The sequence below is a fragment of the Phaeobacter italicus genome, from assembly GCF_019801785.1.
GTDB lineage: Bacteria > Pseudomonadota > Alphaproteobacteria > Rhodobacterales > Rhodobacteraceae > Phaeobacter > Phaeobacter italicus.
Map to the genome: position 1 here is coordinate 370,977 of NZ_JAHVIJ010000002.1, position 18,424 is coordinate 389,400.

The window sequence follows — 18,424 nt, forward strand, 5'->3', positions numbered from 1 at the left end:
CACAGATCACACCAGGCGGTGTTGCGCCCGGTGTGATCTTCCCCGACCGTGGTTCAGGTCATGGTCGCCCGTTTCTTCGGGCATCATCACGCGTCCAGCTCGTTCGCAACAAACGAAGCCTTTGGCGCAGGTTCAAGAAAGCTGCTTGGAATGTCCCCGGGCAGCACACCCTTGTGCCGGTCAAGGTATAGATTGATGCGGCTGTAAAGCGTGTTGCGCCGCATTTCCAAACAGCGGACCATCGCCTGTTTGGCATAGTTAAGAAGATGGTCGTGCTGTTCGTCCCGTTGCTGCAGTTCGCTTTGGCGACCGCTCAGAACCCCGTCGCCAGCAGGCTCTGATGCCCGGCTGAAGGCAGTGGCGAGCGGGAAATGCACCCCAAGCAAAAGGCATGTTTCCTGCCCAAAGAAGATCGGATCTACATAGGTCAGGCACTCGATCACCCGCCCGTCAGCATGGGTGTTGGTCAGGATGAGCCGCAGCGACCTGCATTCATCGCGCGCCTTGCGGATCTTGCGCACGGCCATTGGGTCAATGGAGGCACCAGTGAACAGCGGGCAGGGCGCGGCCAGCGCCTCGTCAAAGCGATACCCGGTGGTGGTCTCAAACGCGCGGTTCACATAAGTGAGCCGCAGTTCGTCTGATGCTGGATCGATCAGCGAAATCGGCAAGGCGGAGTACTTCAGTATATTCCCGAGGAGGTCGATTTCTTGGGGCATACGGAAACCTGGTGAAACTAACGATGCAAATTAGATCCCCAACGCACGCCCTGTGCGTTTGGTTCCCGCGGAGATTAAAAAAACTTCGCCGCGCCCGGATTTCATTATTGATGCCTGTTTTGGGGGCTGAAGACAGCCTGACCCTGGGCTGGCACGCGGGGCCAACCGTGTCGATGCCTAGCTGGCAAAGGGATCCTGAGGGTAGCCCACGCGCGCCAGATACAGCCCGTGGCCGGGGCAGACCGGTCCACATGCTGCGCGATCACAGGCCTCCAGCGCGTCTTTCACGTCAACCGGATCCCATGCTCCGGCGCCAACGCGTTCCAATGTGCCGACAAAGCTGCGCACCTGATTGTGCAGAAAGGAGCGGGCCCGCACATGAAAATGGATCTCCGGCCCGGAAAAGCCCTGCACCCGTTCCACCCGCAGTTCATCCAGTGTCTTGAGCGGGCTCGCCGCCTGACAGATCGAGGAGCGGAAGGTCGTGAAATCATGCTGACCCACCAGATGGTCGGCGGCTTCCTGCATGGCGGCCACATCCAGATCATGGCTCAGCTGCCACACCTGACCTGCGTCATGTGTGGCGGGCGCGCGGCGGATCAGGATGCGGAACAGATACTGTCGCTCAATGGCCGAGAATCTGGCGTGCCAGTCGTCGTCCACCTGGGCGCAGTCCACGATCGCAACGGGGGCGGGTTTCAGGTGATAGTTCAGGGCCTCGGATAGACGAAAGGGATCCCATGCCTTGGCCATGTCGCAATGGGCCACCTGACCCAGACCATGCACGCCGGTGTCCGTCCGCCCTGCCGCTGCAATTGTGTGCGGGCCGGGTTCAAGTCGCGCAAGCGCATCCTCAATCGCCCCCTGAACAGAGGGCTGATCTTTCTGGCGCTGCCATCCGGCAAAAGGCGCGCCGTGATATTCGACTTTCAAAGCAAAACGCGGCATGGCGGGCAAGTAACCTGCCAGCGAAATTCGTACAAGTCCCCGCGTGTCCCTCCCGTGGCTCTGGTTCTGCGCCCGCCAAGATGGGTGGCATCACGGGCGGGCAGTGCTTATCTTGGGGGTAATCAACAGGATCACGGGGGCGGGGCAGCGATGCCCAAGGCCCCCTTCTCCTGAAAACGGGTAAGGCACGGGGCATCACTGTGGGACTTTCTTCAATCGCAGACGGCGTCTTGCGCAGCGTGGAAAACGCGGGCGCCTCCCTGTCGGAAACCCTGTTTGAGCCCTCTATCCGGCTGGGTGTCACAGGGCTGGCACGGGCGGGCAAGACGGTGTTCATCACCTCATTGGTGGCCAATCTGATGAACCGGGGCCGCATGGTGCAGCTGGCGGCAGTGCGCGATGGGCGGATCGAGACCGCTTTCCTGCAGCCCCAACCAGACGATACCGTGCCGCGGTTTGACTACGAACAGCACCTGGCCGCCCTGACAGGTCCACGCCCTTTTTGGCCCGACAGCACCCGCGCCGTGTCAGAGCTGCGGCTCAGCCTTCGGGTCCAGCCCAATGGTCTTCTATCCGGGTTGCAGGGGCCTCTTACACTGCATCTGGATATCGTCGACTATCCGGGAGAGTGGCTTTTGGATCTGGCGCTTTTGGACAAAACCTACGCCCAATGGAGCGACGAGGTTCTGACCCGGATCCGCAGCCGGAGCGAAGCGCAAGCCTATCTGGGCAAAGCCCAGAAAGCCGATGCAACGGCCCCCCACGACGAGGTGCAGGCGCAGGACTTGGCTGGCGCGTTTGCAGAGTATCTTCAGGCCGCGCGCACCGCCGGGTATTATGATTGCACGCCGGGGCGGTTCTTGTTGCCCGGTGATCTGGCGGGATCGCCGGTTCTGACCTTTGCCCCCCTGCCACAGAGCGACACCGCCCCGCGCCGGTCCCTGCAGCGCGAGATGGAGCGCAGGTTCGAGGCCTACAAATCCAAAGTGGTAAAGCCATTCTTCCGGGATCACTTTGCCCGCATCGACCGGCAGGTGGTGCTGGTGGACGCATTGAGCGCGATCCATTCTGGCCCGCGTGCGGTCGAAGACCTGCGCCACGCCATGACAGATATCCTCGCGGCGTTCCGGCCTGGGCGAAATGGCTTCCTGACCCAGATCCTGCGGGGAAAGCGGGTTGAAAAAATCCTGTTTGCCGCCACCAAGGCCGATCATCTGCACCATCAGCAGCACCCGCAGCTGACAGCCATCATCGAGGCGCTGACCCGTGACGCGCGTGACCGGGCGCGCTTTGCTGGGGCCGAAACCGCAGCGCTCTCGCTTGCAGCGCTGCGTGCCACGACCGAGGAAATGCGACGTCACAACGGTGAAGACCTGCCCTGTGTGCGTGGCACCTTGCTTGATACTGGCAGACCGGCTGCGTTTTATCCCGGTGCCTTGCCACAGGATCCTTCGCACCTGCTGACGCCCGCGCGGCAGGGGGCGGAAAACTGGCTGGAAGGGGACTATCGGGCGATGTCCTTTGCGCCTGCGCCGCTGACCCTGCGTCCGGGGGACGGGCCACCTCATATCCGCTTGGACCGGGCGGCGGAGTTCCTGATCGGGGATCGTTTGTGATGCAGCCGCACGCTGATACAACCCTGCGCCCGGCACGCAGCACGGATGCTGGCAAAATCGCCGAGATCCTGCATGGGTTTGAAACCGATACGCCGTGGATGCCAAAGCAGCACTCCGGCGCCGAGGCGATCCAGTTCTGCGCTACCATGATTGACCGGGGTTGGGTGACGATCGCCCAGAAACAGAACCGGGTTGTCGGCTTTATCGCGCAAGACGGGCCAGAGATCTGCGCGCTCTATATTCATCCTCAGGCCCGTGGGCAGGGGGTGGGCAAGGCGCTCTTGGACACGGCCAAAAGCAAGATTGATCATCTGGATCTGTGGACCTTTCAGGAAAACACCGGCGCGCAGAGGTTTTATCTGCGGGAAGGGTTCCACGAAGTCGCCCGCACCGATGGGGCGCAGAACGACGAAGGTCTGCCGGACATCCGCTACATCTGGCCCGCCGCCTGTTTGCAGACCGGCCAGAACAGCACCAGCGACAAGGGGCAGACATGAGCCGCCAGAAAGACGCCATTCTCTTTGATCTGAGCGAAACGCCGAGCGCACAGCCGCATCCCAACGTGGCAGAGGCCCCGCCGGTGCCGGATCTAGACGGTGCGGCGGGGGACGGGCTTGCGCCATCGCCTGCACTCGCACAGGCGGCTGAGCTGGCAGCGCGCCGTCCGTCCCGGCTGGTCAGGTGGTTCTGGGCTAGCCTTCTGGCGTTGACGGGCGCGGTTGTCTCGGTTGCGGCCTGGGAATTCGCAACCTCTCTCATTGACCGGGTGCCGCTCTTGGGCTGGGCCATCACCGCGGGGTTTGCGGTTGCGGTTGTGCTGGCTTTGGCACTGTGCCTGCGAGAGCTGGCGGCCCTGTCCCGTCTGCGCCGGGTGGAAACGCTGCGCACTGGCCAGCCCGACCTGACAGCCTCCAGTGATCCCGCAGCAGACCTCGCAGAAGCGCGCAGCTATGTGTCTGACCTTGAACGGTTCTACCACGGCCGCAAAGATCTGACCTGGGGGCTCGCGCGTCTGGCAGAACGCAAGGCAGACGTCATGGATGCAGATGCGCTCCTGCAGTTGGCAGAGGCAGAGCTGATGGCCCCGATGGATGCCCGCGCACTAAAGGTGGTCGAGGGTGGCGCGCGTCAGGTCGCGACTGTCACGGCGCTGGTGCCGCTGGCACTGGCCGATGTGGTGACGGCCTTGTTCACCTCGCTGCGCATGATCCGGCGGATTGCCGAAATCTATGGCGGGCGGTCAGGGTTCTTCAGCTCTTGGCGCCTCACGCGCGCGGTGCTTGCGCATCTGGTGGCAACCGGTGCGGTTGCGGTCGGGGATGATCTCTTGGAACCCGTGCTGGGCGGGTCGGTCCTGTCGAAACTGTCGCGTCGCTTTGGCGAAGGGTTGGTCAACGGGGCGCTGTCCGCGCGGGTAGGGATCGCCGCGATGGAGGTCTGCCGCCCGATGGCCTTTGGCCCGGATCGCCGCCCCAGCACGCGCCGCGTCATTCAGCGCGCGCTAACGGGGTTGTTTTCCAAGGATAAGACCTGAACCTAGAACAGTTTGGGCGGGGCGTCCTTGGGCTGGCGCATCGCAACGACGCCAGTGCGAAACCCCTCTCCGATGCGGTCGGCCAGGGCGCCCCACTGGCGCGCTGTCAGCTCCGGCAGCTCCGTCTGCAGCACCTCGTGAAACAGCCCCAGCCAGATCGGGAAATGCTCTTCGCGCACGTCAGGGCGGCTGACATGGATCCGCATCGGATTGCCGCTATAGCATTTCTCCCGCAGGATCGCATTGCGCCAGAAACGCGCGATCTTCTCCTCATGTTCGGGCCAATCCTCCACATGGGCGCCAAACACCGGCCCCAGCACATCGTGTGACCGTACCCGGCCGTAAAACACCGCAACAACCCGGCTGATCTGTTCGGCTGAAATGTCGAAACGGGCCAGCGGAGCCTCAGGGCGAGAGGGGGAACCGGCAGTGGGGGAGGGGGCAGGATCGGACATCTGGGTGGTCTCCACTAAGTCAGCCACTATCTACGGCAGCCATCCGGCAGACAAAAGAGGGCCGGCGCATCTGCCGCATGGGGCAGGGACCGGCCTGTGCAGTTCCGATGCGGCACATCTGCCGCTTTACCCTGCGCGCAGCCCACCCTATAAGGCTCTCATGTCCCAGATTGCGGCCATCATTATTCGAATTATATCCCCGGCGCTCTGACTGACTTCGAGCTGCCGGGCAAAGGCGCTTGAGCGATCGCGCCGAACCGAATATCCCAAAATCCGACCAGATCATCCAAAGGACGCTGCACATGTGTGCCGACACGCCTCAGACGCCTGAATATAAAGACACCCTCAATCTGCCCAAAACTGATTTCCCGATGCGCGCGGGCTTGCCCAAGCGCGAGCCCGGCTGGCTGGAGCGTTGGGCGCAGATTGGTGTGTATGACAAGCTGCGCGAAAAGGCCGCCGCCGCAAAAGGCACCGACGCCGAACGCAAGCCCTTCACGCTGCACGATGGCCCTCCTTACGCCAACGGCCACCTGCACATCGGTCACGCGCTGAACAAGACGATCAAGGACATGATCGTCCGGTCCCACCAGATGCTGGGCTTTGATGCGCGCTATGTGCCGGGTTGGGACTGCCACGGTCTGCCCATCGAATGGAAGATCGAAGAGCAGTACCGCAAGAAGGGCAAGAACAAGGACGAAGTGCCGGTTGTCGACTTCCGTCAGGAATGCCGTGCCTTTGCAGACGAATGGGTCGGCATCCAGCGTGAGGAATTCAAGCGTCTGGGCATCACCGGCAACTGGGATGATCCCTATCTGACCATGAACTATCACGCCGAGGCGGTGATTGCAGACGAGTTCATGAAGTTCCTGATGAACGGCACGCTCTATCAGGGCTCCAAGCCCGTGATGTGGTCGCCGGTCGAAAAGACCGCGCTGGCAGAAGCCGAGATCGAATATCACGACCACAAGTCGCACACCATCTGGGTGCCATTTGGCTTTGCTGGGGCGACCGGTGATCTGGCCGAGGCCCGCGTGGTGATCTGGACCACCACCCCCTGGACCATCCCATCAAACCGCGCCATCGCCTATAACCCCAAGGTGGCCTATGGGCTTTATCGCGTCGACGCCACCGAAGAGGAAAGCTGGACAAAACCCGGCGATCTTTATCTGTTTGCGGATGCATTGGCGGCCGACGCGCTTGGCAAATCCCGCGTCACCGAATTCACCAAGGTTCGCGACGTAGACGCATCCGAGTTCGCAGATCTGATCTGCAAGCACCCGTTCCACGGCATCGACGGAGCAGATGGCTTCTGGGATTACGACGTGCCGATGATCGACGGTGATCACGTCACCGATGACGCAGGCACTGGTTTCGTGCACACCGCACCCAGCCACGGTGCGGATGACTACGAATGTTTCGTGGCGCGGAACTGGCTGGATCGCATGACCCACAACGTGGGCGAGGAATCCGAATTCCTGCCGCATGTGCCGTTCTTTGCGGGCCTTCAGGTCTTTGACAAGAAGGGCAAGGAAGGCAAAGCCAACAACGCTGTCATCGCGAAACTGGTCGAGGCCGGTGGCATCATTGCCCGTGGCCGCATCACCCACAGCTACCCGCATTCCTGGCGCTCCAAGGCGCCGATCGTGTTCCGCAACACGCCGCAGTGGTTTGCCAGCGTGGACCGCGAGCTGGATGACGGCATGGGCGAAATGGGCGACACCATCCGCACCCGCGCGCTCAACTCCATCGACCAGCTGGTGCAGTGGACCCCGCAGACCGGCCGTAACCGTCTCTATTCCATGATCGAGAGCCGCCCGGACTGGGTGCTGTCGCGTCAGCGCGCCTGGGGCGTGCCGCTCACCTGCTTCACCAAGAAGGGCGTGCTGCCGACCGATCCCGAATTCCTGTTGCGCAATGAAGAGCTGAACAAGCGCATCGTGGCCGCGTTCGAGGAAGATGGCGCCGATGTCTGGTACACCGATGGCTTCAAGGAAAAGATGCTGGACGGCATCGTGAACCCCGACGACTACGATCAGGTGTTCGACGTGCTGGACGTGTGGTTCGACAGTGGCTCCACCCACGCCTTTGTGCTGCGCGACCGCGAAGACGGCACCGAGGACGGCATCGCCGACGTCTACATGGAAGGCACCGACCAGCACCGCGGCTGGTTCCACTCCTCGCTGCTGCAGGCCTGCGGCACCAAGGGGCGCGCGCCTTATCGCAATGTGGTCACCCACGGTTTCACGCTGGACGAAAAGGGCAACAAGATGTCCAAATCGCTCGGCAACACCATCGTGCCCGAGAAAATCGTCCAGCAGTATGGCGCCGATATCCTGCGTCTCTGGGTGGCCCAGACCGATTATACCGCGGACCAGCGGATCGGGCCGGAGATCCTGAAAGGCGTGGCCGATGGCTACCGTCGCCTGCGCAACACCATGCGGTTCATGCTGGGGTCGCTTGGCGATTTCAAGGAAGACCAGCGCGTTGCCCCCGCGGACATGCCCGAACTGGAGCAATGGGTGCTGCACCGTCTGGCAGAGCTCGATCACCGGGTCCGCACTGGTTATCAGTCCTTTGATTTCCAAGGTGTTTTCTCTGCCGTGTTCAACTTTGCCACGGTAGAGCTGTCGGCGTTCTACTTCGACATCCGCAAGGACGCGCTCTACTGCGATGGCGATACGCTGAATGCACGGGCCGCCCGCACCGTTTTGGACATCCTGTTCCACCGCCTGACCACCTGGCTGGCACCTATTCTGGTCTTCACCATGGAAGAGGTCTGGCTGGAGAAATATCCGGGCGATGACAGCTCCCTGCACCTGCAGGACATGCCGGGAACCCCCGCCGACTGGCTGAATGAGCCGCTGGCATCGAAATGGGCCAAGGTCCGTCAGGCCCGCCGCGTTGTGACAGCCGCCTTGGAAGTGCAGCGCACCGACAAGGTGATCGGTGCCTCGCTTGAGGCCGCGCCAGTGGTCCATGTCCGCGACCCCGAAGTGCTGGAGGCGTTGAAATCGGTGAACTTCGCGGATGTCTGCATCACCTCCGATATCGTCCTCAGCGGTGATCCGGCCCCGGCCGAGGCGTTCCGCATGCCCGAGGTCGATGGCATCTCTGTCGTGTTCGAAAAGGCCGATGGCGAAAAATGCCAGCGTTGCTGGAAGATCCTGCCGGATGTGGGCAGCCACAGCCACGCTGGTGTCTGCGGCCGCTGTGACGACGCGCTGAGCTGATCGGGGCAGACCCCCTTTGGCCAAACAGGTTGCGCCGCCCACCCCTGACGGGGCGGGCGGCGCAGTTCGTTTACAGGCGACTTCGGAGTAGTAGGCTGTTCAGGGCCGGTTCAACTCAGCGTAGGGCCTTCATGGCGGCGCGGTAACGGTCCTGCGCGATCAGTTCGCGGGTCGGCAGGGGTCCGGCCTGACAGCCGGACTGGATATCCTGCAGACGCTGCTGAATGATGCGACGCATGTATTGCGGACCAACCACCATCAAGGCGGCATCGGCGTGGCCGGTGTGGGCGGCCTGACGAGCTTTAGCGAGCTCTTGGACCTTCGCCTTGGCACCTGCGCCGACGGCCGTATTGAGGGCATTCATCTTTTGCGGTGACGACTGACCATTGGTGTGCCCATTGAGCTTGCGATAGACACCCACGTTGGAAATAGCCGAGACTTGCATGATGGTCTTCCCTCTGAACAGCTTGCCTCTTAGGTTTATTAAAATTTGCATAAACACGGGATAGGTGCTGCGGGTTAGCCCGATCTGTCGAAGGCATAAGTGGCCCTATCCCAAAGGATAGGCCGCTGATCCAAAGGCCGCAAAACAGGGGGGCGAAATCCCGCCCGACGCTTGAAAAAGGAATCGACCATGCCCCATGCGTCCATCGACAGCCCCGTCGGGCCTCTGTGTCTGCATGAAGAGGACGGCGCGATCATCCGGCTCAGCTGGCAGCATCCAGAGGCAAGCGCGGACGAAACCCGCCTCCTGCGGGAAGGTGTGGCCCAGCTGCGTGCCTATTTTGCCCATGAGCTGCGTGACTTTGATCTGCCGCTGGTGGTTCGCGGCAGCGCATTTCAGCAAAAGGTCTGCGCGGCGATGTCGGCCATCCCGCTGGGCGAGACGCGCACCTATGGCGATCTGGCGCGCGAGCTTGGCGCGGCCGCTCAACCCGTCGGCAACGCATGCGGCGCCAATCCCATTCCGGTCATCATCCCCTGCCATCGCGTGCTTGGTGCAAACGGGCTAGGGGGTTTTTCGGGTTCAGGCGGGGTTGAGACAAAGGTCGCCCTGCTGCGCCACGAAGGGGCGGCAGGGCTGTTGATCTGACAGGGCGGTCAGGGTGCCGGGATCAGCTACGCCGTTCCGGGATGATCTGCTGGGCAATGCCCACGAACAGCAAGTAGACCGAGGTCACAATCAATCCCCAATGCGCCCAGCTTTCCGGGTGAAAATCGACCCATGCCGCCCAACCGGCAAAAAAGGTCCAGGCCAAGGCCATCGGCAGGGACACATTGCGCCAGCGCTTTGTGCGGACGGGATGAATGAACTTCAGCGGCAGGAACATTGCAACGGACAGCACAGTGACAAGGATGAGGCTGGTCCAGTGGCTTGGTTCCAGCGCAAAAATCACCAGAACCGGCATGTTCCAGACGCCTGGATAACCGGAAAAGGAGTTGTCCTTGGTCTTCATCCGGGTGTCGGCATAATACATCGCACTGCCAAAGGTGATGACGATGATCGCAAACCACCCGGTCCAGCCCGCCATCAGCCCCGATTGGAACAGGGCAAAGGCCGGGATAAAGACGTAGGTCAGATAATCAATGATCAGGTCCAAAAGGACGCCGTCAAATTCAGGGGCATAGCGTTTGACGTTGTAATGCCGGGCGAGCGGGCCATCGATGCCATCCACGGCAAAGGCGACGACGAGCCAGACAAACATCAGGCTCCATTTGGCATCAACAGCGGCCAACATGGCCAGCATTGCAAAAACGGCACCGGTGGCAGTAAGCAAATGAACGGAAAGGGCACGAAACTGAGGTGTCATGCCCCCCGTGATGGCGAATTTCGCCACAGCCCGCAAGCGCTCAATCCCAAAACCCTACAACTCTGGCGGATTTTCGTTGCGATGCGTCGCACGGATCGGCTGAGGCAGGGCTGGTGGCCTCTTCAGTCCTGCTCTTTCATGGCCGCACGAAAGAGCGTTTCGGTAATCGCGCGGGTATTCATCGACTGGTGGCTGTGCTGCGTGGGGCCGTCAGCGGGAATATACTCTCCCCGAGCGGCCTTGGAGGCGCGGTAGTTGGCCCATTCCTGATCGGAAATCTGGCGATCCCCGTCGCTGTCCAGTCCGGCCAGAAGCTGTTCGTAGAACTGGCTGAAATCCAGATCGCCGATCGCGGCGTTGGTGGCGTTTTCGGCACCGGTGACAGCAGGAGCGTAAGGCGCGGCAGCAAGCGGCGCGGTGGCAGGTTGGGCGGTCTGGGTAATCGTGGTCATATTGGCATCCTTCTGGAGAACCGAAATGTGGCAGGCCCGCATCCTGCCACAACAGCTGTTATCACCCGGTTAAGCTGGGCCCGCCTGCCTGGTGTTCACCTTTGCGTTGCGCTTCGCACCCGGTCGGGCTGCTACGCCTTGGGGTGGGCGCGGTTGTAGACTTCCATCAGATGGGCTGTGTCAACGGCCGTATAGGCCTGGGTCGTCGACAGCGAAGCATGACCCAGAAGCTCCTGAATGGCCCGAAGATCCCCTCCCGCCTCAAGAAGATGGGTTGCAAAACTGTGGCGCAGCGCATGGGGCGTTGCTGTTGCAGGCAGGCCCAGCTGGGCCCGTGCCTGTGCCATCGCCTTGCGGATAATGCTGGCATTTAGGGGGCCACCGCGGACCCCGCGAAACAGCGGCGCGTTGGTCTCTTGCGGGTGCGGGCACAGATCCAGATAACGATCGACCGCCGCCCTGGCAGCGGGCAGAACCGGCACGATGCGTTCCTTGCCGCCCTTGCCGGTGATCCGCAGCACTGCGGGCAGGGGGGCATCCCCCCCGGTCAGCCCCAGCGCCTCGGATATCCGCAGGCCGCAACCATAAAGCACCGTCACCACGGCCACATCGCGCGCAGCAACCCAGTCGCTGGTCGATTGATACTCGACCGTTTCGATCATCGCCTTGGCCGCATCCTCGGCAAGGGGGCGGGGCAGTTTTTTCTGAAACTTCGGGCTACGTGCCGACAAGACGGCGGTCGCCTCGAACCCCTGTCGTTCAGCCAGCCAGGTGTAAAAGCTTTTGACCGCAGACAATTTGCGCGCAAGAGAGCGTGCGCCGGTGCCGCCGGCCCGTGTGGCAGCCATCCAGGCGCGCATGTCGCCCGTGGTGATCTCTGCCAGCGCCCCGAGCCCCTGGGGACTGCCGAAATGCTGTGTCATAAAGGCGAGAAAATCGACCACATCTCCGCGGTAGGCGGTCAGCGTATTATCCGCAGCATCGCGCAGCCCGCCCAGATGAGCCAGCCAGTGTTCCAGCGCATCGCGGCACGCGGGAGAGATCATCACGGCCTGCGCCGCTCTCTCCCCGCTGCTCACGACAGCCAATGGCGCATGGACCGTTCAAACACACCGGCGAAAAACGCCAGCAGGTCAGTGCCATGCTGGGGGGTGAACTGATGGGGATCTTCAGAGCCAAGCACGAGCAGACCGGGCAGACGGCCTTCGCCGAGTTCCAGACGAAGACAGGCCTCAGAGCGGATGTAGTCGGCTTTGCTGCCGTGGGTGCGGGCGTTGCCACACTCCATCTGGCGCAGGGTGACCTGACGGTCAGGACGATCTCCGCCGCCCCGCTGGCTCAGATAAGTGGCAACGAACCCCGGCTCGACCACCTTCAGCACCTGATCCATGCGCTGAACCGCTGCATCCTGTTCGGGTTGTGCGGATTCCAGCACCAGCGTCACGCTGTCAACGCGCAGGATCTCGGCCAGCTCGCCGCCCAGATTGGACAGGTAGCTTTCAAAATCCATCGGATCCAGCAGGCGCAGGACTGCGCGGTGAATCTGGTTGGTTCCGGCAAGGTTTTCATAGGCCGCCGCAATCACCGAACGATGGGTGTCCTCCAGCCGGTCCAGCCGGGCCTCCATCCTCTCCATCGCAATGCCGCGCAGGTCCACGATATTGGACCCCATCGCACGTTCATTGGCGCTGACCAGCGCGTTCATCACGCTTTGGTCGTCAAGAAGGGCATCAGGTTTGGCCAGGATTGCCTGGCGCAGGCTCTCGTCGAGTTCTGCTGTATTGCTCATTTTCTGCTCTGTCTGACCTCTGGTGGGTTTGCGCCCGTTATAACACGGGATCCCGGAAAGGGTGGCAAAAAATTCCACTGCCGGGGCAGGTCATCGCCAGCGGTGCTGCGGCAGGCTGCAGGGAGCACCAGAAAGACGGGCAACAAAAAAGGGGCCGCCTGATTGGCCGCCCCTGATGTTCTTCTGTCTGATGCCGCTTGGCTTACAGGATTTTGATGTTCGCGGCCTTGATGTCGGCCAGGAACGCATCAAGCCCCTTGTCGGTCAGCGGGTGGTTGATCATGCTCTTGATGACGGCCGGCGGTGCGGTGATCACATCAGCGCCGATCCGCGCGCTTTCCAGAACGTGGTTGGCGTTGCGGATGGAGGCCGCGAGGATCTCGGTCTCAAAACCGTAGTTGTCGTAAACGGTGCGGATATCTTCGATCAGATCCATGCCGTCGAGGTTGATATCGTCCAGACGGCCGATGAAGGGCGAAATGAAGGTCGCGCCCGCCTTGGCAGCCAGCAGCGCCTGGTTGGCAGAGAAACACAGGGTCACATTCACCATGTGGCCATCGTCGGTCAGGGTTTTACAGGCTTTCAGACCATCCCAGGTCAGCGGCACTTTGACGGCGATGTTCTCGGCAATCTCAAGCAGCTTGCGGCCTTCGGCAATCATGGTGTCCGCGTCGGTTGCGGTCACTTCGGCAGAAACCGGACCGTCCACCAGTTCACAGATTTCCTTGGTGACTTCGATGATGTCACGGCCGGATTTCTTGATCAGCGAGGGGTTGGTGGTCACACCATCCACCATGCCCAAAGCGTTCAGCTCGGCAATGGCGTCGATTTCAGCGGTGTCTACGAAGAATTTCATCGGCTAGGGTCCTCTGGATGGGTTGGCCTTGATTGCGCTAGCCTTTACCTGATGGCGGCGGCTTTAAAAACCCCCCGCTGTTTTCGATGCGTCCCGGGCGGGCGCCGTCGGGGCAGGGCGCCGGGGTAGAGCCCCGACAGGCAAAAGAGGCAAACAGCGTGCAGGAGCAGGCATTTTTCCACGAAGGTGAGCGGGTTGGCGTCCTGACGACACAGCCTCTGGACCGTGTTCTTGACTACCGCGCCCCCGAAGGTGGCTGCCATCTGGGCGCCTATGTCGAGGTGCCGCTGGGCCCGCGCCGTGTTCTTGGGGTGATCTGGGGGCCGGGAGCGGGGGATTTCGATTCGGCCAAGCTGCGCCCGGTGAACCGGGTTCTGGATGTGGCACCGATGCGCGACGAGATGCGCCAGTTCCTCACCAAATCGGCGGATTATACGCTGACGCCTCTGCCTGCGATGCTGCGGCTGGCCACGCGCGCGCCGGGCCTTTCTGATCCTGTGTCCATGCGCAAGGTGCTGCGCCCCACAGGCCAGATGCCCGACCGCATGACAGAGGCCCGCGAGCGGGTTCTGACGGCCGCAGATGAATACGGCGGTCTGGCCTTCACGGCAAAGGAGCTCGCAGATCTCGCAGGGGTCACAACCTCGGTCATCAAGGGGCTGGTGAAACAGGGCGCCCTGCGCGAGGAGGACGCCCCGCGCGATCTGCCCTATCCCCGCCTTGACCCTGACCTGCCCGGCAAGACCCTGACCGAAGATCAGGCTGCCGCCGCCGCCAGACTGGGCGAAGGGGTCGCAAGCGGGCGCTACGGCACAACCCTTCTGAAAGGCGTGACCGGCTCCGGCAAGACCGAGGTCTATCTGGAGGCAGTCGCCGCCGCTCTGCGCGCAGGGCGTCAGGCGCTGGTGCTGTTGCCGGAAATCGCCCTGACGGCCGAGTTCCTCAAGCGGGTGGAACAGCGGTTTGGCGCAACGCCCGCCGAATGGCACTCAGGTGCAACCATGACCGAACGCCGCCGGGTCTGGCGCATGGTCGGGCAGGGCAAGGCCCAGCTGGTGATCGGCGCGCGCTCGGCCCTGTTTCTGCCCTATCAGAACCTCGGCCTCATCATCGTGGATGAGGAACATGACACCTCTTACAAACAGGACGATGGCGTCTGTTACAACGCCCGCGACATGGCGGTTTTGCGCGCGGCGATGTGTTCGGCGCAGGTCGTGCTGGCGTCGGCAACACCAAGCCTTGAAACCTGGGCCAATGCCGAAGCCGGCAAATACCAGCGCCTTGATCTGAAATCCCGGTTCGGTGCCTCGGTCCTGCCGGATATGCGCGCCATCGACATGCGGGCAGAGCAGCTGGCCCCCTCCACCTGGATCTCGCCCAGCCTGCGTCAGGCGATGGCAACCCGGCTCGAGAGGGGGGAGCAGTCGCTCCTGTTCCTCAACCGTCGTGGCTTTGCGCCGGTCACCATCTGCCGCGCCTGCGGCGGCCATGTGACCTGCGATCACTGCGACTCCCGCATGGTTGAACACCGTTTCATGAAACGACTGATGTGCCACCAATGCGGCGAGACAAAACCGGTGCCCGAGGCCTGCCCGACCTGTCAGGTCGAGGGCAAGATGGCCCCCGTCGGCCCCGGCATCGAACGTCTGGGAGAGGAAACCGCAGCCCTTTTTCCAGAGGCAAGGATCGCGGTTCTCTCCTCGGATCTTTTCGGCTCTGCCCGCGCGCTCAAGCAGCGGATCGAGGAAATCGCAGCGGGGGAGGCCGATATCGTGCTGGGCACCCAGCTGGTGGCCAAGGGACATAACTTCCCGCTCCTCACGTTGGTCGGCGTGATCGATGCCGACCTTGGCCTGCAAGGGTCGGATCTGCGCGCGGCAGAGCGCACCTTTCAGCTGATGCGTCAGGTCGCAGGCCGGGCAGGGCGGGCCGACAAACCCGGTGAGGCCCTGATGCAGACCTTCCAGCCCGAACACCCCGTGATCCGGGCGATCCTTTCCGGGGATGAAGAAGCCTTCTGGAAAGCCGAGGCTGCCGAACGTCAGGCCGCAGGCGTGCCCCCCTTTGGCCGCATGGCGGGCATTGTGCTGTCCGGGCCAGATCTGCCCGCGGTGATGGATCTGGGGCTGGCGTTGTCGCGCAATGACATGCCGCTGCGCCAGGTCGGTGCACAGGTCTTTGGCCCGGCCCCGGCCCCCATCGCCCGCATCCGTGGCCGCCACCGCGTGCGTCTTCTGGTCAAGGCCGCCAAGGGCACGCCCCTTCAGGACGCCATTGCCCGCTGGATCAGACCGGTGAGGCTCAGGGGGGATCTGCGCCTCTCTGTCGATATCGACCCGCAGAACTTCTTCTGAGGGATCGGTTGGGGGCTCTGCCTGCAAACTTGTGATCTCCCCCGGAATATTTCAGACCAGAAGATGATCTGTATGCCGCTTCTTCTGGCCCCAAATATCCCGGAGCGCGAGGCAGCGCCTCGCATCCTGTCTAAGCGGGTGCCGCAACACTGCGCTGATCCACCAGAAAGTCGGTCAGCACAGCCCCGACCCACATGGAAAACAGCGCCAGCCAGGCGGTGCCTGCAAAGATCGACCCGCCAGTGACACCCGCGCCAATCGCGCAGCCTCCCGCCAGCATGCCGCCAAACCCCATCAGCGCCGCGCCGATCATGGCCTTGCGCATGGTCACCGCCCCGTCAAAGGCCTGAATGCGCATCTCTCCCGCCAAGGCCGCAGCCCCCATTGCGCCTCCAAAAACACCCGCGACCAACCCGACGTCGAATTCCAGAACCGAGGCGCGATCCAGAAAGAACGTCAGCATCCGGGCGGAGGGGCCCGTGAAGGTCACGCTTTCGATCTGCACCGGATCAAACGCCACCTGCGCCAGCGTCGATGTCAGCCCCCAGCCAAGCGCGACGGCAAAGCCGACACCAGACGCAAAGATCAGCCGCGCGGCCCCGATCCGGTTTTGCAGGGACAGGCCAAGCGCAAAGACAGCACATCCAACCCCCAGCGCCAGTCCGGACCAATCGGGCAGGCCGAGGGCTGCCAACAGATCCAGATTGCGCCCGCCAGAGGTGATCCAGAGACCAGCCAGATAATCCCGCAGCGGCGCCAGATGCCCTGCGAGGCTCATCTGGGCGACCACCGCAAAAATCAGGCCAGAAACAACGCTGCGCAGGTTGCCGGTTGCCGCCAGCACCAGCAGCCGCCCCGAACAGCCGCGCGCCAGCACCATGCCCGCGCCAAAGATCAGCCCGCCGATGATGGCGCCCGACCAGCTGCCAGGCACCGCCATCATCCGTGCCTCATCGGTGTCGATCCAACCAATCAGCCGTCCCGCCTGCACCCAGACCAAGGCGGTAGAAAAGGTCAGCAGCCAGACCGCCACCCGATCGCCCAACTGGCCGCGGGCAAACTCTACCGTGGCGGCGCGCAGGCAAAATCGCGACCGCTGCGCTGCGACGCCGAAAATACCACCTGTGAGCAGCCCGAACAGCGCAGCGGTGCCGGGCTCTCCCACCCATTCGACAAACTCAACAAGCCCGGTCACGCCATGTCCTCCATTTGCATTCATATTCTTGAATATGGTTAGCGTCACAACCGTGCATTGATGCAGATCAGATGTGCGCACGGCTTTTTTGCTCGCCAGAGGGGGCGGATGAGCGTAGAGCCTTGGACATGTTCAAGCCATTTCCCACCGATGCGGCTGCCTCGCTGCCGCTGTGGCGCCGCCCCACGACCCTGTTGGTTGTGATGGCGCTGACCATGCCCATCGCCTTCAACACCTGGAGCGCGCTGCTCAACAACTTTGTCATCGAGGCTGCGAATTTCGATGGCGCCGACATTGGCCTGCTGCACACAGTGCGCGAGATTCCGGGCTTTCTGGCGGTTGGGGTGATCGCGGTCATCATGTTCGTGCGCGAGCAGGTGCTGGGAATGGTGTCGCTGATGATGCTGGGGATTGCCACTGCAGTGACGGCCTGGTTCCCCAGCCTGGGTGGGCTGCTGGCGGTGACGCTGCTCAGTTCGATCGGCTTTCATTACTATGAGACGGTGAACCAGTCATTGCAGCTGCAATGGCTCCCCAAGCTGCGCGCGCCACAGATTCTGGGCTGGCTCGTGGCCGCGGGATCGGCGGCGACGCTGGTGGTCTACGGGTTGATCGCGCTCCTGTGGGAGCCGCTCAATCTATCCTACAATCTGGTCTTCATGCTGGCAGGTGGCGCGACAACCTTGCTCGCCCTGTTCTGTCTGGTCGCCTATCCCCAGTTCGAGGCACCGCACCCGCAGACCAAACGCCTGATCCTGCGCCGCCGCTATTGGCTCTATTATGCGCTGCAGTTCATGGCGGGCGCACGCCGCCAGATCTTTGTGGTTTTTGCGGGCTTCATGATGGTAGAGAAATTCGGCTTTGACGTGCATGAACTGACCGGGCTTTATCTGATCAATCTGGTCATCAACATGACCGTGGCGCCATTGCTGGGGCGCGCGGTTGCTCGGTTTGGCGAGCGTCGCACGCTTATCTTTGAATACGCGGGCCTGGCGATGGTTTTTGCGGCCTATGGTGGGCTGTACTGGTTCAGCTGGGGCGTGATGCTGGCCGGGGTGCTTTACGTGGTGGATCACATCCTTTTTGCGCTAGCACTGGCGTTGAAGACCTATTTCCAGAAGATTGCCGATCCGGGGGATATCGCCCCAACTGCGGCGGTGGCTTTCACCATCAACCATATCGCAGCGGTGGTGTTGCCCGTGCTCTTGGGGCTTTTGTGGGTGGCGTCTCCGCCTGCGGTCTTTGCGCTGGCGGCCTGTATGGCACTGGTGTCGCTGACCCTTGCGCTGCTGATCCCGCGCCACCCTGAACCGGGCAACGAGACGATCTTTTGCAAATGGCAAAGCGCAGCCCCGGCTGAATGATCTGCTGCCCCTAAGGAGGGGCGACATAGGCAACGCCACGCCAATACCGGCCAATCGCCCCTTCCGCCGCGCGCTGAGGGGGCGCAGCCCCTTGACCT

At 62.4% G+C, this 18,424-nt stretch carries 17 protein-coding genes; 7 read left to right on the top strand and 10 right to left on the bottom strand.

Features of this window, described 5'->3' with window-relative positions:
* Nucleotides 1-86 precede the first annotated feature (86 nt).
* Complete coding sequence (locus KUV39_RS06115) at nt 87-719, bottom strand: PAS domain-containing protein (RefSeq protein ID WP_222459254.1); 633 nt, start codon at nt 717-719, stop codon at nt 87-89.
* Between the two features lie 177 nt (nt 720-896).
* A complete protein-coding gene (truA, locus tag KUV39_RS06120; RefSeq protein WP_008560788.1) occupies nt 897-1,667 on the bottom strand; it encodes a tRNA pseudouridine(38-40) synthase TruA in 771 nt (256 codons plus the stop codon).
* A 200-nt stretch (nt 1,668-1,867) separates the two neighbouring features.
* On the opposite strand from truA, the gene KUV39_RS06125 reads away from it, so the two are divergent.
* Genes KUV39_RS06125 through KUV39_RS06135 form a run of 3 tightly spaced genes read left to right on the top strand, consistent with a single transcriptional unit; the run spans nt 1,868 to nt 4,817 of the window.
* Nucleotides 1,868-3,283, top strand: coding sequence for a YcjX family GTP-binding protein (locus KUV39_RS06125; RefSeq protein ID WP_222459255.1), 1,416 nt, complete (start codon nt 1,868-1,870; stop codon nt 3,281-3,283).
* Nucleotides 3,283-3,780, top strand: coding sequence for a GNAT family N-acetyltransferase (locus KUV39_RS06130; protein ID WP_222459256.1), 498 nt, complete (start codon nt 3,283-3,285; stop codon nt 3,778-3,780). The genes KUV39_RS06125 and KUV39_RS06130 overlap by 1 nt, the downstream gene beginning before the upstream one ends.
* Nucleotides 3,777-4,817, top strand: coding sequence for a YcjF family protein (locus KUV39_RS06135; protein ID WP_222459257.1), 1,041 nt, complete (start codon nt 3,777-3,779; stop codon nt 4,815-4,817). The genes KUV39_RS06130 and KUV39_RS06135 overlap by 4 nt, the downstream gene beginning before the upstream one ends.
* 2 nt (nt 4,818-4,819) lie before the next feature.
* Here the strand turns inward: KUV39_RS06135 and KUV39_RS06140 are convergent, their stop codons facing one another.
* Entirely contained in the window at nt 4,820-5,272 is a 453-nt protein-coding gene (locus KUV39_RS06140; protein WP_222459258.1) for a group III truncated hemoglobin, read from the bottom strand.
* Between the two features lie 302 nt (nt 5,273-5,574).
* Between KUV39_RS06140 and ileS the strand changes: the two genes are divergently transcribed.
* On the top strand, nt 5,575-8,505 hold the full coding sequence (gene ileS, locus KUV39_RS06145) for an isoleucine--tRNA ligase (protein ID WP_222459259.1): 2,931 nt from the start codon (nt 5,575-5,577) through the stop codon (nt 8,503-8,505).
* 115 nt (nt 8,506-8,620) lie between these two features.
* On the opposite strand, the gene KUV39_RS06150 is transcribed toward ileS, so the two are convergent.
* The gene (locus tag KUV39_RS06150; protein ID WP_222459260.1) at nt 8,621-8,950 is read right to left on the bottom strand and encodes a hypothetical protein; all 330 of its coding nucleotides are present in this window, start codon (nt 8,948-8,950) and stop codon (nt 8,621-8,623) included.
* 189 nt (nt 8,951-9,139) lie between these two features.
* Between KUV39_RS06150 and KUV39_RS06155 the strand changes: the two genes are divergently transcribed.
* The gene (locus KUV39_RS06155) at nt 9,140-9,598 is read left to right on the top strand and encodes a methylated-DNA--[protein]-cysteine S-methyltransferase (RefSeq protein WP_222459261.1); all 459 of its coding nucleotides are present in this window, start codon (nt 9,140-9,142) and stop codon (nt 9,596-9,598) included.
* A gap of 22 nt (nt 9,599-9,620) precedes the next feature.
* Here the strand turns inward: KUV39_RS06155 and KUV39_RS06160 are convergent, their stop codons facing one another.
* The 5 genes from KUV39_RS06160 to fsa all read right to left on the bottom strand — a co-directional run bounded on the left by KUV39_RS06160 (nt 9,621) and on the right by fsa (nt 13,413).
* The gene (locus KUV39_RS06160) at nt 9,621-10,316 is read right to left on the bottom strand and encodes a CDP-alcohol phosphatidyltransferase family protein (RefSeq protein ID WP_037302949.1); all 696 of its coding nucleotides are present in this window, start codon (nt 10,314-10,316) and stop codon (nt 9,621-9,623) included.
* Between the two features lie 122 nt (nt 10,317-10,438).
* Nucleotides 10,439-10,768 carry a hypothetical protein gene (locus tag KUV39_RS06165; RefSeq protein ID WP_222459262.1) on the bottom strand — a complete coding sequence of 110 codons (330 nt, stop codon included), beginning with the start codon at nt 10,766-10,768 and terminating at the stop codon, nt 10,439-10,441.
* Nucleotides 10,769-10,899: 131 nt separating this feature from the next.
* The gene (locus KUV39_RS06170) at nt 10,900-11,814 is read right to left on the bottom strand and encodes a tyrosine recombinase XerC (protein WP_037302948.1); all 915 of its coding nucleotides are present in this window, start codon (nt 11,812-11,814) and stop codon (nt 10,900-10,902) included.
* Nucleotides 11,815-11,843: 29 nt separating this feature from the next.
* A complete protein-coding gene (locus KUV39_RS06175; RefSeq protein WP_046210906.1) occupies nt 11,844-12,557 on the bottom strand; it encodes a DUF484 family protein in 714 nt (237 codons plus the stop codon).
* Between the two features lie 202 nt (nt 12,558-12,759).
* The gene (fsa, locus tag KUV39_RS06180; protein ID WP_222459263.1) at nt 12,760-13,413 is read right to left on the bottom strand and encodes a fructose-6-phosphate aldolase; all 654 of its coding nucleotides are present in this window, start codon (nt 13,411-13,413) and stop codon (nt 12,760-12,762) included.
* A 158-nt stretch (nt 13,414-13,571) separates the two neighbouring features.
* On the opposite strand from fsa, the gene KUV39_RS06185 reads away from it, so the two are divergent.
* Nucleotides 13,572-15,767, top strand: a complete 2,196-nt coding sequence (locus KUV39_RS06185) for a primosomal protein N' (RefSeq protein ID WP_222459264.1) — start codon at nt 13,572-13,574, stop codon at nt 15,765-15,767.
* A gap of 130 nt (nt 15,768-15,897) precedes the next feature.
* Here the strand turns inward: KUV39_RS06185 and KUV39_RS06190 are convergent, their stop codons facing one another.
* Nucleotides 15,898-16,962 carry a YeeE/YedE family protein gene (locus KUV39_RS06190; RefSeq protein ID WP_336512810.1) on the bottom strand — a complete coding sequence of 355 codons (1,065 nt, stop codon included), beginning with the start codon at nt 16,960-16,962 and terminating at the stop codon, nt 15,898-15,900.
* Between the two features lie 128 nt (nt 16,963-17,090).
* Between KUV39_RS06190 and KUV39_RS06195 the strand changes: the two genes are divergently transcribed.
* Nucleotides 17,091-18,326: an MFS transporter gene (locus KUV39_RS06195; RefSeq protein ID WP_222459265.1), complete on the top strand. Its 1,236-nt coding sequence runs from the start codon at nt 17,091-17,093 to the stop codon at nt 18,324-18,326.
* The last annotated feature ends 98 nt before the right edge of the window (nt 18,327-18,424 follow it).

Bases quoted from the DNA above. Each gene is read 5' to 3' on its own strand.
- KUV39_RS06115 (WP_222459254.1), bottom strand. From the start codon at position 719: ATGCCCCAAGAAATCGACCTCCTCGGGAATATACTGAAGTACTCCGCC.
- truA (WP_008560788.1), bottom strand. From the start codon at position 1,667: ATGCCGCGTTTTGCTTTGAAAGTCGAATATCACGGCGCGCCTTTTGCC.
- KUV39_RS06130 (WP_222459256.1), top strand. From the start codon at position 3,283: ATGCAGCCGCACGCTGATACAACCCTGCGCCCGGCACGCAGCACGGAT.
- KUV39_RS06135 (WP_222459257.1), top strand. From the start codon at position 3,777: ATGAGCCGCCAGAAAGACGCCATTCTCTTTGATCTGAGCGAAACGCCG.
- KUV39_RS06140 (WP_222459258.1), bottom strand. From the start codon at position 5,272: ATGTCCGATCCTGCCCCCTCCCCCACTGCCGGTTCCCCCTCTCGCCCT.
- ileS (WP_222459259.1), top strand. From the start codon at position 5,575: ATGTGTGCCGACACGCCTCAGACGCCTGAATATAAAGACACCCTCAAT.
- KUV39_RS06150 (WP_222459260.1), bottom strand. From the start codon at position 8,950: ATGCAAGTCTCGGCTATTTCCAACGTGGGTGTCTATCGCAAGCTCAAT.
- KUV39_RS06155 (WP_222459261.1), top strand. From the start codon at position 9,140: ATGCCCCATGCGTCCATCGACAGCCCCGTCGGGCCTCTGTGTCTGCAT.
- KUV39_RS06160 (WP_037302949.1), bottom strand. From the start codon at position 10,316: ATGACACCTCAGTTTCGTGCCCTTTCCGTTCATTTGCTTACTGCCACC.
- KUV39_RS06165 (WP_222459262.1), bottom strand. From the start codon at position 10,768: ATGACCACGATTACCCAGACCGCCCAACCTGCCACCGCGCCGCTTGCT.
- KUV39_RS06170 (WP_037302948.1), bottom strand. From the start codon at position 11,814: ATGATCTCTCCCGCGTGCCGCGATGCGCTGGAACACTGGCTGGCTCAT.
- KUV39_RS06175 (WP_046210906.1), bottom strand. From the start codon at position 12,557: ATGAGCAATACAGCAGAACTCGACGAGAGCCTGCGCCAGGCAATCCTG.
- fsa (WP_222459263.1), bottom strand. From the start codon at position 13,413: ATGAAATTCTTCGTAGACACCGCTGAAATCGACGCCATTGCCGAGCTG.
- KUV39_RS06195 (WP_222459265.1), top strand. From the start codon at position 17,091: ATGTTCAAGCCATTTCCCACCGATGCGGCTGCCTCGCTGCCGCTGTGG.